We start from the raw sequence: 16,996 nt of genomic DNA, 5'->3' as shown, positions 1-16,996 counted from the left end.
CTCGGGCTGAATGGGAGGCGCTATTGCTGGGACTGTGACAAGTTTCTGTCTTCGGAGGTCGCAAAGGGGAATCACAGTCGGATGCACGTCATCGAACGTCACTTCCTGAAGTCATCCGGCGACCCGTTTACTGACAACATGCTCAAATTCAACCGAAAAAATGTTGCCCGATGGGTCACGCAGGGGAGGCCATGACCATGCACGAAAGCGACCGACACGAGATCGAAAGGCTACTCCTGGAGATGGAGATCGAGAAGGAGTTTGCCGATGAGATCGCATCGCTGAAGGCAGACCTCTACCTCGAACGCAAACGGCGAGACGAAGAGATTGAGCGCATTCGATCTGACGCACGTCGTGAAAAGGAAGCCGCACTGACAGCCCTCGACTCTGCGAAAGAACTTGCGGTACAGAACGCCATCGATGTAGCCCGGTGTCAGGCTCTGCTCAGGTTCAACGATCCGGCAGCTGCGGCATGGGTCGACAACATGGAAGGGGAGAGCCCCGAAGAGATCGCGGATGAACTGAAAGGCCGGGGCTCCTGGTTCTCACGGGGCCTCTCCGCTGGCCTGACCCCGAAAGCCGCTGCGGAAGCGGCACGTCACTGGACGCCCAGGGCTGGTTCGCACCCTCAGTGCGCCGATGAGGTCATCGACCGTCTCTCACGGGACAAGTCGAACTGGATTTCGGCCCCGGAGCCTCATGCACAGGTCAATCCCTTCGCCGCGCTCGGTCAGGATGGGCCGACCGTCGTTTCCAGCGCCGCCAAGCTGTCGGGCTCTCTCCGCGAAGCTCTGGGTGAACAGGCCATCGGCGGAAACCTCTGGCGCACGGTTCACCTGGACGACTGAGGCCGTCCCGGACGGCATTGGGGTATCCAACGCCGCATCACGCCGACAGGCCGGACAGCGGCCCGGACAGACCCCGATCTGAGCCCTCCGGGAGACAGCGCCCCGCGCCGGGTGCAGGCCGAGGTCAAGTTGACCCTGCTCGGTACCATCGGGGACGACGAAACCCCCGACGAAAACCGTCACTTGACCTCGAAACCCCGGTAACTTGACCTTTTCGGTCGGTGGACTAGACCTCAGAGCTGCGTTCGCGCAGGTGAAAGGCGGTAAGGCTATGGCAGAGTTCATCTACACCATGAAGAAGGTGCGCAAGGCGCACGGTGACAAGGTCATCCTCGACGACGTCACGATGTCGTTCTACCCGGGCGCCAAGATCGGCGTCGTGGGTCCGAACGGCGCAGGCAAGTCGTCGATCCTGAAGATCATGGCCGGGCTCGACCAGCCCAGCAACGGCGAGGCCTTCCTCGACCCCGAGGCGACCGTCGGCATCCTCCTGCAGGAGCCGCCGCTCAACGAGGAGAAGACCGTCAAGGAGAACGTCCTGGAGGGCATGGGCGAGATCGCGGTGAAGCTCGCCCGCTACAACGAGATCGCCGAGCTCATGGCGACCGACTACTCCGACGAGCTCATGGACGAGATGGGCCGGCTCCAGGAAGACCTGGACAACGCCGACGCGTGGGACCTCGACAGCCAGATCGAGCAGGCCATGGACGCGCTGCGCTGCCCGTCCGGGGACTCGGCCGTCACCCACCTGTCCGGTGGCGAGCGCCGCCGCGTCGCCCTGTGCAAGCTGCTGCTGAGCAAGCCCGACCTGCTGCTCCTCGACGAGCCCACCAACCACCTCGACGCCGAGTCGGTGCTGTGGCTGGAGCAGTTCCTCTCCACCTATCCGGGCGCCGTCCTGGCCGTGACGCACGACCGCTACTTCCTCGACCACGTCGCGCAGTGGATCTGCGAGGTCGACCGCGGCAAGCTGCACCCGTACGAGGGCAACTACTCCACCTACCTGGAGAAGAAGGCCGAGCGCCTGGAGGTCCAGGGCAAGAAGGACCAGAAGCTGCAGAAGCGCCTCAAGGAGGAGCTCGCCTGGGTCCGCTCCGGCGCCAAGGCCCGGCAGACCAAGAACAAGGCGCGTCTGGCCCGCTACGACGAGATGGCGGCCGAAGCCGAGAAGCACCGCAAGCTCGACTTCGAGGAGATCCAGATCCCGACCCCGCCGCGCCTGGGCAACGTCGTGGTCGAGGTGGAGGGCCTGGACAAGGGCTTCGATGAGCGCGTCCTGATCAAGGACCTCTCGTTCACCCTGCCGCGCAACGGCATCGTCGGCGTCATCGGCCCCAACGGCGTCGGCAAGACGACCCTGTTCAAGACCATCGTCGGCCTGGAGCAGCCGGACGGCGGCAGCGTGAAGGTCGGCGAGACCGTCAAGCTGAGCTACGTCGACCAGAACCGCGCCAACATCGACCCCAAGAAGTCGGTGTGGGAGGTGGTCTCCGACGGCCTGGACTACATCGAGGTGGGCCAGAACGAGAATGCCCTCGCGCGCCTACCTGAGCGCCTTCGGTTTCAAGGGCGGCGACCAGCAGAAGCCGTCGGAGGTGCTCTCCGGCGGTGAACGCAACCGCCTGAACCTGGCGCTGACCCTCAAGGAGGGCGGCAACCTGATCCTGCTCGACGAGCCGACCAACGACCTCGACGTCGAGACCCTCAGTTCGCTGGAGAACGCCCTGGAGCAGTTCCCCGGCTGCGCCGTGGTGATCTCGCACGATCGCTGGTTCCTGGACCGGACCTGTACCCACATCCTGGCGTGGGAGGGCAACGTCGCCGAGGGGCAGTGGTTCTGGTTCGAGGGCAACTTCGAGGCCTACGAGGCCAACAAGGTCGAGCGGCTCGGCCCCGACGCGGCGCGCCCGCACCGCGTCACGCACCGCAAGCTGACCCGCGACTGACCTCTCGACCGACACGAGAACCGAGTGACGACCGGCCGCGGCGTGGAGCGATCCGCGCCGCGGCCGACGTGTCTTCCATGCCCGACCGGAGTCGACACTCCGTCAAGTTCGGTGCGGAAAGTGAACACCCTGTCGGTATGGCGGGTACCGGGTCGCCGGGACGGCTAGCGTCCTAATCCAGGAGGCAATGAATGACTGATCAGACCATCACCGACGAGGTGCTCGCGCACCTGATCCCCGGGGCACTGCTGCGTTACGGCGGATCCGGCGCCGACCGCGAACGACTGGCCAGACATCTCAAGGCGGGCGCGGTGCGAGCCCCCGCGGAAGACGTCGTGAGCGTGTCCAAGGTCGGTGAGGTCTGGGAGATCCTGGTGGTGGCCGCCGACGCTCCGCTGCTGGTCGACTCGGTGCTGACCGTGGTGGACGGCGCGGGCCTCACGGTGGCGGGCATCGATCATCCGGTCCTTCCGGTGGTCCGCGACGACGCGGGACGGCTGCTCTCGATCGGCGACGCCGACCGGACCGGCGGCAGCCCGGTCGACGAGTCGTGGATCTGCGTGCGGGCGTTCGCGTCGGTGCGCTGCGAGCCGGAACGACTGCGCGCCGACGTCGCCCGTTCGGTCGGGTTGCTCGCCGCCGTGACCCGGGACGCCGAGACGATGCGCGCCCGGTTGGCGGGCCTGGCCGACGGCGACATCGCCCCGGCGGCCGAACGCGACGAGTACCGCCGGCTGATCGAGTGGATCGCCGCCGGCTCCAACTTCCACCTCGTCGGCTACGCGCCCGGTGACGGCGGCGCCGGACTGGGCGTGTGGTCGGACCCGCAGACCATCCGGCTGCAGCCGCTGCGCGAGTCCGGCGCCCGCGACGGCCACGGGCCGGGCGGCCTGCCGGTGATCGACCGCGTGTACCTGGAGACGGGGATCCTACGCACCCGCTATCCGCTGGTCCTCCGTTTCTCCGTGGGGAACGTGGAGCACCAGTTCGTCGGGATGTTCACCTCGATCGGCCTGTACCAGTCGGTGCGCGAGATCCCCGTCGTCCGGCGCAAGACCGCGGCGGTGCTCAAGGCGCTCGGCCTGGAAGCGGAGTCGTTCAGCGGGCTCGCGGCCATCCAACTGCTCCAGACCTATCCGCTGTTCGCGATCTTCGCGACCCCGGCGGCCGAACTGGCCCAGCGGATCCGCGGACTGCTGGCCGCCAACGTCGACCGCAGCGTGCGCCTGTTCGCGCGCCGCTGCCACGACGGCCACACCGTCGGGGTGATGGCGTTCCTGCCCCGCGACCGCTATTCGACGGCGGTGCGCTCCCGCGTGATCGAGTTCGCCGAACGCGAACTCGGCGGCTCGCGCTCGGAGTTCTCCACCCGGCTGTCCGACGGTCCGCTGGCACAGCTCCAGGTGATGATGCGGGTCCGGGGGAGCACCGCCGACCAGGACCTGCGCACCGGCTCGCCAATGCACGCGCACCTGGAGGAGCTGCTCGCCGAGGCGGTGCGGACCTGGGAGGACGACGTCCGCGCGTTCACCGGCGCCGACACGGTGGTCTCGGGTCTGCTGCCCGCCGTCTCCACCACCTACCGCGAGGAACGCAGCCCGGCGCGCGCCGCCGCCGACCTGCCGATCGTCGCCGGACTGGCCGCCGACGACGTCCACGTGGTGCTGCGGTCGTCCGACGGCGTCCCGTGGACCTTCACCCTGTACCTCGCCGGCCGCGACGCGGCGCTGACCGACATCCTCCCCATGCTGGCGAGCCTCGGTCTGACGGTGCTCGACGAGCACCCGTACCGGATCGACCGCGCCGACGGTCTCGGCGTCCGCATCTACGAGTTCACCGTGACGCCCGCGGCCCGGACCGCGGCCATCGACCCGGTCGCCGCCGAGGAACGCGTCGCCGAGGCCTTCCGCCGGATGTGGTCGGGGGAGGACGCGGTGGACCGGCTGGGCGAGCTGGTGCTCCGGACCGGGCTCACCGCCCGCGAGGTGGCAGTGCTGCGCACCTACACGCGCTACCTGCAGCAGTGCGGTTTCGGCAACAGCGTCGCCCACTACGCCGAGGTGCTCGGACAGTACCGCGAGGTGACCCGCGCGCTGATCGGGTTCTTCACGGTGTCGTTCGATCCGGCCGTCGACCCGGCGCAGCGGGACCGCCTGGTCGCCGCGGCGGACGCGACGCTCGACGACGAGCTGGCCGCGGTGATCAGCCTGGACGCCGACCGGGCGCTGTCGGCGATCGCGCACGCCATGCGCGCGACCCTGCGCACCAACTACTTCCGGCACACCGACGAGCAGAACGTCCGCCTGGACGCCGAGTTCGCGCCGACGCTGGCGATCAAACTCGCCACCCGTGCGCTGCCGCTCGCGCCCGCCCCCCGCCCCGAGTACGAGATCTTCGTCCACTCGCCGCGGGTGGAGGGCGTGCACCTGCGGTTCGGCGGCGTCGCACGCGGCGGCTGCCGCTGGTCGGACCGCCGGGAGGACTTCCGCACCGAGATCCTCGGCCTGGTGAAGGCCCAGGCGGTGAAGAACGCCGTGATCGTGCCGGCCGGCGCCAAGGGCGGCTTCGTCGTCCGACGGCCCCCGGCCCCCACCGGCGACGCCGCCGCCGACCAGGCGGCGCTGCGCGCCGAAGGCATCGAGTGCTACCGCGCCTACGTGTCCGCACTGATCCAGCTGACCGACGACATCGACCACGAGACCGGCGCGGTGGTGCCGCCGCGGGCCGTGGTCCGCCGCGACGGCGACGACCCGTACCTGGTGATGGCCGCCGACAAGGGCACCGCGAGCTTCTCCGACATCGCCAACGCGATCGCCGGGCACTACGGTTTCTGGCTCGGTGACGCCTTCGCCTCGGGCGGTTCGATCGGCTACGACCACAAGGCGATGGGGATCACCGCGCGCGGCGCCTGGGAGGCGGTCAAGCGGCACTTCGCCGAGATGGGCATCGACTGCCAGCGCGAGGAGTTCACCGCGGTGGGCATCGGCGACATGAGCGGCGACGTCTTCGGCAACGGCATGCTGCTCTCCCGGTGCACCCGGCTGGTGGCGGCCTTCGACCACCGGCACGTCTTCGTCGACCCGAACCCGGACGCGGCGACGTCGTTCGCCGAACGGCAGCGGCTCTTCGCCCTGCCGCGTTCGTCGTGGGCCGACTACCGCACGGCGCTGATCAGCGCCGGCGGCGGAGTGTGGTCGCGCGAGGTGAAGTCGATCCCGGTGAGCCCGCAGATGGCGGCGGCCCTCGGCCTGGCCGACGGGGTGACCGCGCTGGCGCCGCCCGACCTGATCCGCGCGATCCTGCGGGCCCCGGTCGACCTGCTCTTCAACGGCGGCATCGGCACGTACGTCAAGGCCGCGGACGAGCCGGACTCGGCCGTCGGCGACAAGGCCAACGACGCGGTGCGGGTCACCGCCGACACGCTGCGCGTCAAGGTGGTCGGGGAGGGCGGCAACCTGGGCGTGACCGAACGCGGCCGCGTCGAGGCCGACCTGCACGGCGTCCGGATCAACACCGACGCGCTCGACAACTCCGCGGGCGTCGACTGCTCCGACCACGAGGTGAACATCAAGATCCTCCTCGACTCGCAGGTCTCCACCGGCGCCCTGCCCCCGGACGAGCGCACCGCGCTGCTGGAGTCGATGACCGACGAGGTCGCCGAACTGGTGCTGGCCGACAACATCGCGCAGAACGCCGCGCTGGGCGCGGCCCGCAGCGCCGCCGACGCCGAGGCCGACCTGTACGCGCGGATCCTGGATCAGCTCGCCGACGACGGCGTGGACCTGGCGCTCGAAGACGCTGCCGCAGCCCGGGGAGCTGCTCGAACGGAAGGCCGCGCTCGATCGCGGTCTCACCGGTCCGGAACTGGCCACGGTGCTGGCGCACGTGAAGCTCGGCGCCAAGGCCGTCCTGATCGCCTCCCCGCTGCTCGACGGCGACGCCTTCGACGACCTGGTGTCGTCGTACTTCCCGGCGCCGCTGCGCGAGCGTTTCGCCGAGGGCATCGGCGGGCACCGCCTGCGCCGCGAGATCGCCGCCACCTGCCTGGTGAACCAGATCGTCGACGACGGCGGCATGACGCATCTGTTCCGGATGACCGAGGCCACCACGGCGACCGTCGAGGAGGCCGCCCGCGCCTACGCGGCGACCGCCGCGGTCTTCGGGTTCACCGAGCGGATCGCGCGGCTGCGCTCGGCGGGGCTGCCCGCCGACCTCCTCGACGACATGACGCAGCGCGAACGCACCCTGCTCTCGCGCGCCTCACGATGGTTCCTGGAACACCGGCCGCAGCCGCTCGCGTATGCGGCCGAGGTGCGACGGTACGCCGACGTCGAACGACTCACCCCGATGATCGACGCCTGGGCGCGGCCGACCATCGCCGAGGCCGTCGACGCCGCGACCGCCGACTACGTGAACCGGGGCGCCGACCCGGAACTGGCGCGCAGCGTCGCGCGGGCGCCGTTCCGGCTGCACCTGCTCGACGTCGCCGACGTCGCCGAGATCGCCGACCGCGGCGTCGACGAGATCGGCGACCTGGCGTTCGCCGTCCTGGAGCACTTCGCGATCGACGAACTGCTCGACGCCGTCGTGCATCTGGAACGGACCGACAACTGGCACCTGCTCGCCCGGCTCGCGCTGCGCGACGACCTGCATTCGCTGGTGCGTTCGCTGACCCTGGCGATCCTGCGACTGTCCGAACCCGACGAGGACGCCGAAGCCAAGATCGCGGACTGGGAGTCGTCGCGCAGCACCACGCTCGCGCGTGTCCGGAGCACCGTGCGCGGAGTGCTGGAGACCCCCGAACCGGGTCTCGCGGGCCTCACCGTCGCCGTGCGGGCGCTGCGCAGCATCGTGTGAATCGGGAGGGTCGTAGGCTGGAGGGCGGAGGTGATGCGGACATGCCGCAGGACGGAACGGACGACAGGCGCAGGCTCTTCGAGGACGAGGGGCACCGCACCGACGACGGCTACGTGGTCCGGGTGCCGGTGCGCTGGTCGGACATGGACGTCTTCGCGCACATCAACCACGCGCGGATGGTGACCCTGCTGGAGGAGGCCCGGATCCCGTGGCTCTTCTACGACGACAAGCCCACGCACGCGATGCGCAAGGGCTGCCTGGTGGCCGACCTGCACGTCAAGTATCAGGGCCAGATCCGGCACGACGAGTCGCCGATCTCGGTGACCATGTTCGTCGAGAGACTGCGCGCGGTCGACTTCACCGTCGGCTACGAGGTGCGCCCGTACGGCGCCGACCCGGCGGCCAAACCCGCCGTGGTGGCGACCACGCAACTGGTGTCGTTCGACATCGACACGCAACGCCCGCGGCGGATGACGCCGGAGGAGAAGGAGTACCTGGCCTCCTTCGTGCGCACGACCCCGCAGTCGTGAGCGATCTCGGGGCCGCGCGCGGTCTGGTTCCGGCGTCGGAGTCGGATCGCGGCGACACCGCGGCCTTCGTTCAGCGGGCCGCCCGCGTCGACGACTCCGGGGTGATCCGCCTCAAACAGCGACCCGACGGCCGCGTCGGACTGTGGGTGCGCACCGGCTTCGACGTCCTGGCCTCGCGGTCGGTCTTCGGCACGGTGGAACCGACCGACGTCGTCGCCGACGTCGGCGCGCTCACCGCCTCCCTCGGCACGACGACGCCCGGCACCCCCGTCTCGCTCGGGTTCGCGCTGCCCGCGGCCTGGCGCGGGGCGCTGCCCGCCGCGGACGGTTACACGCACCTGGACGACGTGCCCGCACGCGACCTGATCGCGCTGGCCCGCAAGGGCACCCGGGTGGCCCGGGACGAATCCGGTGCGCTGGGGCCGGCGTCGTCGTTGCTGGATCAGGAGGTGGTCGAGGTGACCGCCGCGGACGAGCACGCCGGCATCACCATGCGGGCGGTGTTCGCCCTCACCGCGATGGGTTTCGTGCGCGACGCGCAGGGACACGAGATCTCCGAGGACTCGCCGATCGAGGCGATCGCCGCCGACGAACCGGTCCGGGTGTGGTGCTCGGCGGCGTGGGTCCGGATCGTCGCCCGCTACGGGACGGTGTACCAGCGTCGATCGGTGCTGGGCGTCTCCGTGCTGTAGCGCGCCGCGGGGCTTCGACACGGGTCGCTCACTGCGTTTGCGTCCCGGCTCAGCCGGCGGCAGGGAGGCGCTCGTCCCGCCGGCGGCGGGGGTGCTCGTTCCGTCGGTGGAACGAGATGTTCAGACCAGCCAGGCCGCCGCGTTCGGGGCGAGCATGCCCTCGACCAGGGGGAGGCTCAGCAGCAGGATCTCGCCGTGCGGGAGCGGCACCGGCGCCTCGGTGGTGTTGAGCGCGCAGACCAGGCCGCCCGGCCGGCGGAACGCCAGGCAGCCGTCCGGCGCGCCGTACCAGTCGACGGTCGGCCCGCTGAACTCCGGGCGCGCGTAGCGCAGCTCGATGGCCTGGCGGTACAGGGAGAGCGTCGAGTAGACGTCCTCCAGCTGGGTCTCCACCGTGAAACGGCCCCAGTCCTCGGGCATCGGCAGCCACGTGCGGGGGTTGGCGCTGAACCCGAAGGGCGGTTCGTCGCCCTCCCAGGGGATCGGGACGCGGCAGTCGTCACGACCGCGCACCGTCCGACCCGAACGCTCCCAGACCGGATCGACCAGCGCCTCCTCGGGCAGATCCACCACGCTGGGCAGGCCGAGCTCGGCGCCGTTGTAGATGAACACCGTGCCCGGCAGCGCGAGTTCGACCAGCGCCATCGCCCGGGCCCGCGCGATGCCCAGACCGAGCGCGTTCTCCGCGGCCCACTCCGGATCGGGGTGGTCGGCCGGGACGGCGGGGGCGTACCGCGTCGCCTCCCGCTGGACGTCGTGGTTGGAGAGCGTCCAGGTGGGGACGGCGCCCACCGAGTCCACCGCGGACAGCGACTCGTCGATCGCCGCGCGGATCTGATTCACCTCGAAGTCGGCCGAGGCCAGCTTGAAGTTGAAACCCAGATGGAGTTCGTCGGGGCGGACGTACAGGCTGAACTCGGCGCTCGACTCGACCCAGACCTCGCCGACGTTCGCGGTGCCCGGATAGTCGTTCATCACCGCGCGGATCCTCCGGTGGATCGCGTGCACCGCGACGTTGTTGAAACGCGGATCGTCGTCGGTGTGTTTGAGGACCGCGGCGGGCTCGTCCATGTCCGGCAGACCCGGCGCCTTCGCCATCCCGTGGGCGACGTCGATCCGGAAACCGTCGATACCGCGGTCGAGCCAGAACCGCATGGTCTTCTCGAGGTCGGCCATCACCTCGGGATTGTCCCAGTTCAGGTCGGGCTGCTCCGGGGCGAACAGGTGCAGATACCACTCGCCGAGTTCGCCGTCGGTCTCCCGGATCCGGCTCCAGGCGCTCCCGCCGAAGACGCTGGTCCAGTTGTTCGGCGGGAGCTCCCCGCGTGTGCCGCGGCCCGGCCGGAAGATGTAGCGTTCCCGCTCCGGGCTGCCCGGCCCGGCGGCCAGCGCGGCCGAGAACCACCGATGCTGGTTGCTGGTGTGGTTGGGCACCAGATCCATCGTCACGCGGATGTCGCGGTCGTGCGCCTCGGAGATCAGCTCGTCGAACGCGGCGAGATCCCCGAAGACCGGATCGATGTCCCGCGGATCGGAGACGTCGTACCCGTGATCGGCCATCGGCGAACGGGTGATCGGCGACAGCCAGATCGCATTCGATGCCGAGCAGCTCCAGGTATCCGAGCTTGTCGATCACCCCGGCGAGATCGCCCACCCCGTCACCGTTGCGATCGGAGAACGAGCGCGGATAGATCTGGTAGACGATGGCATTGGTCCACCACTGGTCTGCGAAACCTGTTAGCGCCGAAGGATCAAAGCTCACGGGCCGATTGTTTCACATCGTGTTCAGAACGGGCTGTTCATCAGGGAGTGTGCCGCAGCGTCGAAATAATCGAGCATGCGGGTGCGGTGTTCGTCGTCGAGCGTCTCGGCCGGAATCGAGGCGACCGCGATCTTCATGCAGCGCAGCCACGCATCGCGTTCGATCGGACCGATCTTGTACGGCATGTGCCGCATCCGGAGGCGGGGGTGACCGCGTTCGTCGGAATACGTGTGCGGCCCGCCCCAGTACTGTTCGAGGAACATGCGCAGCCGGCGCTCGGCGCCGCTGAGATCGGCCTCCGGATACATCGGCACCAGGACCTCGTCCTTCTTCACTTCCTCATAGAAGCGTGCGGTGATCGCGTGGAAGGTCGACTCGCCGCCGACCTGGTCGTAAAAAGTGCTCACCCGGACCATTGTTCCTCACCTCGACGGCCCGCTCGCTCCGCACGCTCCGCTCCCGGCGCCGGAGCGTATCCGCCCTGCTCGCTCCGCGTGCTCCGTTCCCGGCGCCGGACGTCTACGACGCACTGTAGGCCCTCCGCGCACATCGCCGTCCGGGGTGGGTTAAATTAGACGGGCAACAGGCGGCCCGCACGGGTCAAGTGCGTCCCGCGGAGGACGCTCGTCGAAAGGCTGACAGTGGAAGACATGATCGCAATCGTCGGGATGATCGTCATCGTCCTGACCGTGATCTCCGTGGCCGGGTGCGTGATCTCGATGCTCTTCTCTTCGGGAGTCAAGCGTCCGAAGATCGCGGAGTACACCCTGGACCAGAAGTGGACGCGCTCACCGGCGCTGTTCAGCGCAACCGAGATCGAGCCCATGGCCCTGCCTCGCCATTTCGAGCCGGCCGACATCGAGGGAGGGTACGCAAGTGGCAAGTGGTGACTCGCACGAGATCGCTCAGCAGAAGACCGGGGTCCTCGACCTCAACGGCGCGTACAACGAGAGCGGTCTGCCGGTCGGTGCGGCGATCACCGCGAGCGGCCGGATCTCCGCGGCGCTGTTCCCCGGCGAGACCTTCGACACCCCGCCGTTCCGCCGGGACGAGTTGATCGCGCTCGACGAGGCGCTCCGCGACGCGAGCAACCTCGCCGAGGTGCGTTTCTCGGTGTTCATCGGCGACCTGAGTTCGGACCTGGAGGGCGAGGCCCGCAAGATCCTGTCCCGCGCCCCCGAACCCGCCTACGGCACCCTGATCGCCGTCTCCCCGAACACCCGCGACGTGGTGATCGTGTCGGGCTCGGAGGTCGCCGGTCGGGTCAACGACCGCGTGGCCGAACTCGGCGTGACCGCCGCGGTGTCGGCGTTCAAGGAGAACCAGCTCATCGAGGGTCTGGTCTCGGCGCTGCGCGTGATGGCCACCGCCGTCGCCCGCCCGTAACCGCTTTCTGCACGACGTCTCAGGGCGCCGCCTCCTCGGAGGCGGCGCCCTTCGTCGTTCGTGTGGTCTCGACTCCGCTCGACCAGCGAAGGAAGCTCCTCTCGCTGATCGAGCGGAGTCGAGATCCCCCGGGATCAGCTCGCGTCGAACACCCTGGCCTTCAGCGAACGTTCGACGCCGGCGCAACCCTCGGTGATCAGGCGCGCCAACGCGGGCGGGACGTCACCGGAGGCCAGGAAGGCGTCGGCCGCGGCCAGTCCGGACTCGGAGATGTCCCACGACGGGTACAGGCCGATCACCACGGTCTGGGCCACCTCCGACGAACGACGACGCCACAGCTCGCCGACCCCGGCGAAGTACGCGGCGGTGTACGGAGCCAGCAGCTCGCCCTGGCCGGTGCGGACGATGCCCTCGACCGTCGAGCGGACGGTCACGTTGGCGACCGTGTCGTCGTCGAAGGCCGTCGCCCACGCGGCGGCCTTGGCCTCGGTGAGCGGGCGGGCGGCGCGGGCCGCCGCGGCGTGGCGGGCCCCGGCCGCGGTGTTGTCGTTCTGCGCCTCGGCGTCGATCACCGGGGTGGCGTCGGCGTCCGGGTCGATCGCGCCCGCCGCGGCGAGCGCCTTGACCAGCTTCCAGCGCAGCTCCGCATCCACGGTGAGCCCGGGCAGACCCACGGTCGCCGGATCGGCGCCGTCCAGGAGCGTCCGCAGGTCGGCGACCTGATCGTCGTTCACGACCCCGGTCAGCAGCGCGCTCAGGAACGCCAGCTGATGGTCGGATCCGGCCTCGGCGGTGCGCGCCAACTCCAGCAGGCGGGTGGCGAACGCCGCGCGGCCGACGGCGGCGGTCCACTCCGGATCGGCGTAGCTCTCCAGGGCGGTCGCGGCCTGCAGCAGGACGCGCTGCACCACGCCGACCTCGGTCTCGGCGCCGATCCCGGACGAGACCAGGGCGACGAAGTCGCGGGCCCGCATCTCGGCCTGGCGGGTCATCTCCCACGCGGCCGACCACACCAGGGTGCGCGGCATCGAATCGGCGATCTCCCCGACCCGGGCGGTCGCGGTCGCGAGCGACTCCGGATCCAGGCGCACCGACGCGTAGGTGAGGTCGTCGTCGTTCAGCAGGACCAGCTTCCCGCGGCCGACGCCGACGAGCTCGGGGACCTCGGTGCGGGGACCGTCGACGTCGATCTCGACCTGGTGCACGCGCACCAGCGCGCCGTCCTGATCGTCGTAGACACCGATCCGCATGCGATGCACGCGGGTCTCGCCCGCGCCCGGAGCGGCGCCGTCCTGGAGCACGGCGAACGAGGCGAAGCGGCCCTCGTCGTCGAGCGTGAAATCGGGGCGCAGCACGTTGATGCCGGTGGTCTTGAGCCACTGCGCGCCCCAGCCGGACAGGTCGCGGCCCGAGGCGCGTTCGAGCGCACCGACCAGATCGGCGAAGGTGGCGTTGCCGAAGCGGTGCTCGGCGAAGTACTCGCGCAGCCCGGTGAGGAAGGGCTCGAGGCCGACGTAGGCGACGAGCTGCTTGAGCACCGAGGCGCCCTTGGCGTAGGTGATGCCGTCGAAGTTGACTTCCACCGCGGCGATGTCCGGGATGTCCGCGGCGATCGGGTGCGTCGAGGGCAGCTGGTCCTGGCGGTACGCCCACGACTTCTCGACGTTGGCGAAGGTGGTCCAGGCGTTGGTGTACTCGGTGGCCTCCACCTGGGAGAGCACCGAGGCGAAGGTCGCGAACGACTCGTTGAGCCACAGGTCGTCCCACCACGCCATGGTCACCAGGTCGCCGAACCACATGTGCGCCATCTCGTGCAGGACGGTCTCGGCGCGGCGCTCGTACAGGTAGCGGGTCACGCGCGAGCGGAAGACGTAGTCCTCCAGGAAGGTCACCGCGCCGGCGTTCTCCATGGCGCCGGCGTTGAACTCGGGCACGAACAGCTGGTCGTACTTGCCGAACGGGTAGGGGATCCCGAAGGTGCGGTGGTAGAAGCCGAAGCCCTGCTTGGTCTCGGTGAACAGGCGGTCGGCGTCCATGAACTCGGCGAGCGAGGAGCGGCAGTACAGGCCCAGCGGGATGGTGCCGTGCTCGTCGGTGTACTCGTCGGTCCACGTCGCGTACGGCCCGGCGATGAGCGCCACCAGGTAGGTGCTCATCACCTCGGTGGTCGCGAAGTCGATCCGCTTGCCGCCGTCGACGACGGTGGACTCGGCCACCGCGCCGTTGGAGATCACCTCCCAGTCGGCCGGGGCCAGGACGCTCACCGCATAGGTGGCCTTGAGGTCGGGCTGGTCGAAGCAGGCGAACATGCGCTTGGCGTCGGCGGTCTCGAACTGGCTGTACAGGTAGACGGCGCCGTCGGCCGGGTCGACGAACCGGTGCAGGCCCTCGCCGGTGTTGGAGTACGCGCAGTCGGCGACCACCGACAGCACGTTCTCCGCGGCGAGATCCGGCAGGACCAGTCCGACGGCCTCGTCGAAGGAGTCCACGTCCAGGTCGACGCCGTTGAGGTTCGCCGAGATCAGTCGCGGCGCGACGAGTTCGACGAACGTCTCGGCGCCCGGTGTCGCGGTGAAGGCAACCACGGTGTGCGACCGGAAGGTCTCCTCGCCGGGACGGCCGCGGCCGTCGGTCAGGTCGAGGTCGATCCGGTAGTGCTGGACGTCGATGGTGGCGGCGCGCTGCCGAGCAGCCGACCGCGTGAGATTGGGAGCAGTCACACGGTCGACTCTATCCCCGCGGCGGGGCCCTCGTCAGACACGACGCGAGGGGTACGACGACGGGTCCGGCGACGGCGGCCCACGACGGTCAGCGCGCGACGAACGTGCCGCCGCCCGGGACGGACGGCTGGCCCGCGTTCGGATAGGCCCACGAACCGCGGATGGCGGAGGTGAAGGCGATCTGGCCCGATCCGGTGTACGCCACCGGCCGGAACGGCGTGGGGTCGCGGAAGTTCGGGCACGGCTTCATGCGGACGTGTCCGCGATATCCGGTGGTGGTGTTGAGGTAGTCGACGTCGACCATCATCCCGGCCGCCGACGACGAGCACACCGCCGGACTGGCCGGGGCGGTGAAGGCGGTCCAGCCGCGGCGATCGGTCGAGTCCGCCGTGATGCCGACGAACAGCGGCGCCGGAACCACCAGGCCGCTCACCTGGAGGCCGGAGGCGGGAACCTGGGTGACCGGGAGCGGTGCGGCCTCGGCGGGCGCGGCGAGAACTGCGGTGGCCGCGGCCGCGGAGAGCGCGGTGGCCGCGGCGACGACGGCGGTGCGGAGCTTTCTGGATCTCATCTCAGGTCCTCGGTACGAGTGGTGTGTCCGACCCTCATCCAGGTTAGTCCCCGTCCGGTGTGACGACAAGCACGATCGGGTGTCGGAGGCCGGTGGTTGAATGGCGTCATGACTGATCGCGATCGTGTGGATTTCTGGTTCGACCCCCTGTGCCCGTGGTGCTGGATCACCTCGCGGTGGATCCTCGAAGCCGAGCGGGTCCGGCCGATCGACGTGGACTTCCACATCATGAGTCTGGCGGTCCTCAACGAGGGCAAGGACCTCCCGGAGGAGTATCGCGAGCATCTCAAGGGGGCGCTGGAGCCGGTACGAGTGCTCGCCGCCGCCGCGGCCCGCTACGGCGACGACGTCCTGCCGAAGCTGTACACCGCGATGGGCACCCGGCGGCACGACGAGGCCGACCACGACATCACGTCGATGATCGCCGCGGCCCTCGCCGCCGCCGGTCTGGACCCCGCCCTCGCCGAGGCCGCGCATTCGACCGAGTACGACGCGGCGATCCGCACCAGCCACCACGCGGGCATGGACGCGGTGGGCGACGACGTCGGCACCCCGACCGTCCACGTCAACGGGGTGGCGTTCTTCGGCCCGGTGCTCTCGCGCATCCCGCGCGGCGAGGACGCGGGCCGGGTGTGGGACGGCGTGGTGGCCCTCGCCGGCTACCCGCACTTCTTCGAACTCAAGCGCACCCGGACCGAGGAGCCCGAATTCGGCTGAGCCCCGCGTTCGGCGGACCCGGCGTCCGGGTCCCGTTCAGAACTTGGGACGGGGGTTCAGCCCGTTCGGCAGGGTGCCCGGAGGCTGATCGGTCGGTTCCGGCGGCGCGGGGACGGTGGCGGTGTGGCCGCTGCCGACTCCGCGCTTGAACGCCGTCGGCCGGCGGAACAGCGCTCCGGCCCGGGAGCGGTCGCGGAGCGCGGCCGCCCGCCAGGTGAGGACCGGGTGCGTCGAGAGCAGGTTCACCATCGTCACGAAGAAGCCCTTCTCCCGGGTCGCACGGTCGGCGAACTGGTCGAAGTCGACGGCGCTGAGCATGTACTTGCCCGCCGAGAGCAGGCCGATCGCGCCGGGGGCGCCCGCCGGATGCGTGTAGTAGCCGTAGTTGTCGGCGCTGTACTCCTGGGCGCGTGACAGCGCGGAACCGAGGATCGGCACCGAGGTCACCGCGCCGGTGAGCAACTGGCGCCAGTACGAGGTGTGGCCGGCCGCGATGTGACCCACCTCGTGTCCGATGATGAACTCCAGGGCCTCCGGGCTGCGGGCCTTGCCGCCCACCTCGAACAGATCCGAGTACACGACGATGTAGCGGCGGAAACCGTGCCCCGAGGCGAAGGCGTTGACCGCGCCGTTGCCGCTCACCACGTAGCCGTCGGGGACGTGGTGCAGGCCGTAGCGGGCCGCGGCGTCGACCAGCATGCGGTAGCCCTCGGGGAACTGCGTCGGCGTCATCTGTACGCCGTTCACCCGCTGCTGGGCGTACATGAAACCGCGGCCGAGGAAGACGATCAGCGGCATCATGAGCAGGGCGAGGAGGTAATCGCTCACCACGCCCATGGCCACCGCGAGCAGGATGACCAGGTAGCCGAGCACCGTCATGAGGATCACGATCACCAGCAGCGGGATCTCCCACGGGTGTCGGCGAGGGGTCCCGGAGTACTTCGCGGGCGGCCTCCAGACGGCATTC

The 16,996-nt window shown here is 69.8% G+C and carries 11 protein-coding genes and 3 pseudogenes; 9 read left to right on the top strand and 5 right to left on the bottom strand.

From position 1 onward, the window contains the following. The first annotated feature begins 191 nt into the window (after positions 1-191). The 6 genes and pseudogenes from QM809_RS16250 to QM809_RS16225 all read left to right on the top strand — a co-directional run bounded on the left by QM809_RS16250 (position 192) and on the right by QM809_RS16225 (position 8,873). Positions 192-848 carry a hypothetical protein gene (locus QM809_RS16250; RefSeq protein ID WP_415046743.1) on the top strand — a complete coding sequence of 219 codons (657 nt, stop codon included), beginning with the start codon at positions 192-194 and terminating at the stop codon, positions 846-848. Between the two features lie 271 nt (positions 849-1,119). Further along, positions 1,120-2,794: pseudogene (ettA, locus tag QM809_RS16245) on the top strand (energy-dependent translational throttle protein EttA). Between the two features lie 191 nt (positions 2,795-2,985). After that, positions 2,986-6,438 (top strand): annotated as a pseudogene (locus tag QM809_RS16240) (NAD-glutamate dehydrogenase domain-containing protein); the annotation flags it as partial. A gap of 229 nt (positions 6,439-6,667) precedes the next feature. Further along, positions 6,668-7,651, top strand: coding sequence for a hypothetical protein (locus tag QM809_RS16235; protein ID WP_415047123.1), 984 nt, complete (start codon positions 6,668-6,670; stop codon positions 7,649-7,651). A gap of 41 nt (positions 7,652-7,692) precedes the next feature. After that, positions 7,693-8,181 (top strand): acyl-CoA thioesterase, encoded by a 489-nt coding sequence (locus QM809_RS16230; protein ID WP_415047122.1) that lies wholly within the window; start codon positions 7,693-7,695, stop codon positions 8,179-8,181. After that, on the top strand, positions 8,178-8,873 hold the full coding sequence (locus QM809_RS16225; protein ID WP_415046742.1) for a hypothetical protein: 696 nt from the start codon (positions 8,178-8,180) through the stop codon (positions 8,871-8,873). Before QM809_RS16230 ends, QM809_RS16225 begins: the two co-directional genes overlap by 4 nt. A 120-nt stretch (positions 8,874-8,993) precedes the next feature. Here QM809_RS16225 and QM809_RS16220 read toward each other — a convergent pair. Both QM809_RS16220 and QM809_RS16215 read right to left on the bottom strand, forming a co-directional pair. Continuing rightward, positions 8,994-10,635 (bottom strand): annotated as a pseudogene (locus QM809_RS16220) (glycoside hydrolase family 13 protein). 23 nt (positions 10,636-10,658) lie between these two features. Beyond that, on the bottom strand, positions 10,659-11,051 hold the full coding sequence (locus QM809_RS16215) for a globin (RefSeq protein ID WP_415046741.1): 393 nt from the start codon (positions 11,049-11,051) through the stop codon (positions 10,659-10,661). Positions 11,052-11,276: 225 nt separating this feature from the next. On the opposite strand from QM809_RS16215, the gene QM809_RS16210 reads away from it, so the two are divergent. Further along, positions 11,277-11,525: a hypothetical protein gene (locus QM809_RS16210; RefSeq protein WP_415046740.1), complete on the top strand. Its 249-nt coding sequence runs from the start codon at positions 11,277-11,279 to the stop codon at positions 11,523-11,525. A gap of 10 nt (positions 11,526-11,535) precedes the next feature. Then, positions 11,536-12,021 carry a DUF5130 family protein gene (locus QM809_RS16205; RefSeq protein WP_415047121.1) on the top strand — a complete coding sequence of 162 codons (486 nt, stop codon included), beginning with the start codon at positions 11,536-11,538 and terminating at the stop codon, positions 12,019-12,021. 134 nt (positions 12,022-12,155) lie between these two features. On the opposite strand, the gene pepN is transcribed toward QM809_RS16205, so the two are convergent. Next, the gene (gene pepN / locus QM809_RS16200; RefSeq protein WP_415046739.1) at positions 12,156-14,741 is read right to left on the bottom strand and encodes an aminopeptidase N; all 2,586 of its coding nucleotides are present in this window, start codon (positions 14,739-14,741) and stop codon (positions 12,156-12,158) included. Positions 14,742-14,829: 88 nt separating this feature from the next. Continuing rightward, the gene (locus QM809_RS16195) at positions 14,830-15,312 is read right to left on the bottom strand and encodes a hypothetical protein (RefSeq protein ID WP_415046738.1); all 483 of its coding nucleotides are present in this window, start codon (positions 15,310-15,312) and stop codon (positions 14,830-14,832) included. A gap of 108 nt (positions 15,313-15,420) precedes the next feature. On the opposite strand from QM809_RS16195, the gene QM809_RS16190 reads away from it, so the two are divergent. Next, a complete protein-coding gene (locus tag QM809_RS16190) occupies positions 15,421-16,029 on the top strand; it encodes a DsbA family protein (protein ID WP_415046737.1) in 609 nt (202 codons plus the stop codon). 36 nt (positions 16,030-16,065) lie between these two features. Here the strand turns inward: QM809_RS16190 and QM809_RS16185 are convergent, their stop codons facing one another. Beyond that, positions 16,066-16,923, bottom strand: a complete 858-nt coding sequence (locus QM809_RS16185) for a M48 family metallopeptidase (RefSeq protein ID WP_415046736.1) — start codon at positions 16,921-16,923, stop codon at positions 16,066-16,068. Positions 16,924-16,996: the final 73 nt, after the last annotated feature.

The organism is Gordonia sp. (in: high G+C Gram-positive bacteria) (assembly GCF_047600385.1).
Taxonomy (GTDB): domain Bacteria; phylum Actinomycetota; class Actinomycetes; order Mycobacteriales; family Mycobacteriaceae; genus Gordonia.
This window is presented reverse-complemented; position numbering and strand designations above follow the sequence as displayed.

Bases quoted from the DNA above. Each gene is read 5' to 3' on its own strand.
- QM809_RS16250 (WP_415046743.1), top strand. From the start codon at position 192: ATGACCATGCACGAAAGCGACCGACACGAGATCGAAAGGCTACTCCTG.
- QM809_RS16230 (WP_415047122.1), top strand. From the start codon at position 7,693: ATGCCGCAGGACGGAACGGACGACAGGCGCAGGCTCTTCGAGGACGAG.
- QM809_RS16215 (WP_415046741.1), bottom strand. From the start codon at position 11,051: ATGGTCCGGGTGAGCACTTTTTACGACCAGGTCGGCGGCGAGTCGACC.
- QM809_RS16195 (WP_415046738.1), bottom strand. From the start codon at position 15,312: ATGAGATCCAGAAAGCTCCGCACCGCCGTCGTCGCCGCGGCCACCGCG.
- QM809_RS16190 (WP_415046737.1), top strand. From the start codon at position 15,421: ATGACTGATCGCGATCGTGTGGATTTCTGGTTCGACCCCCTGTGCCCG.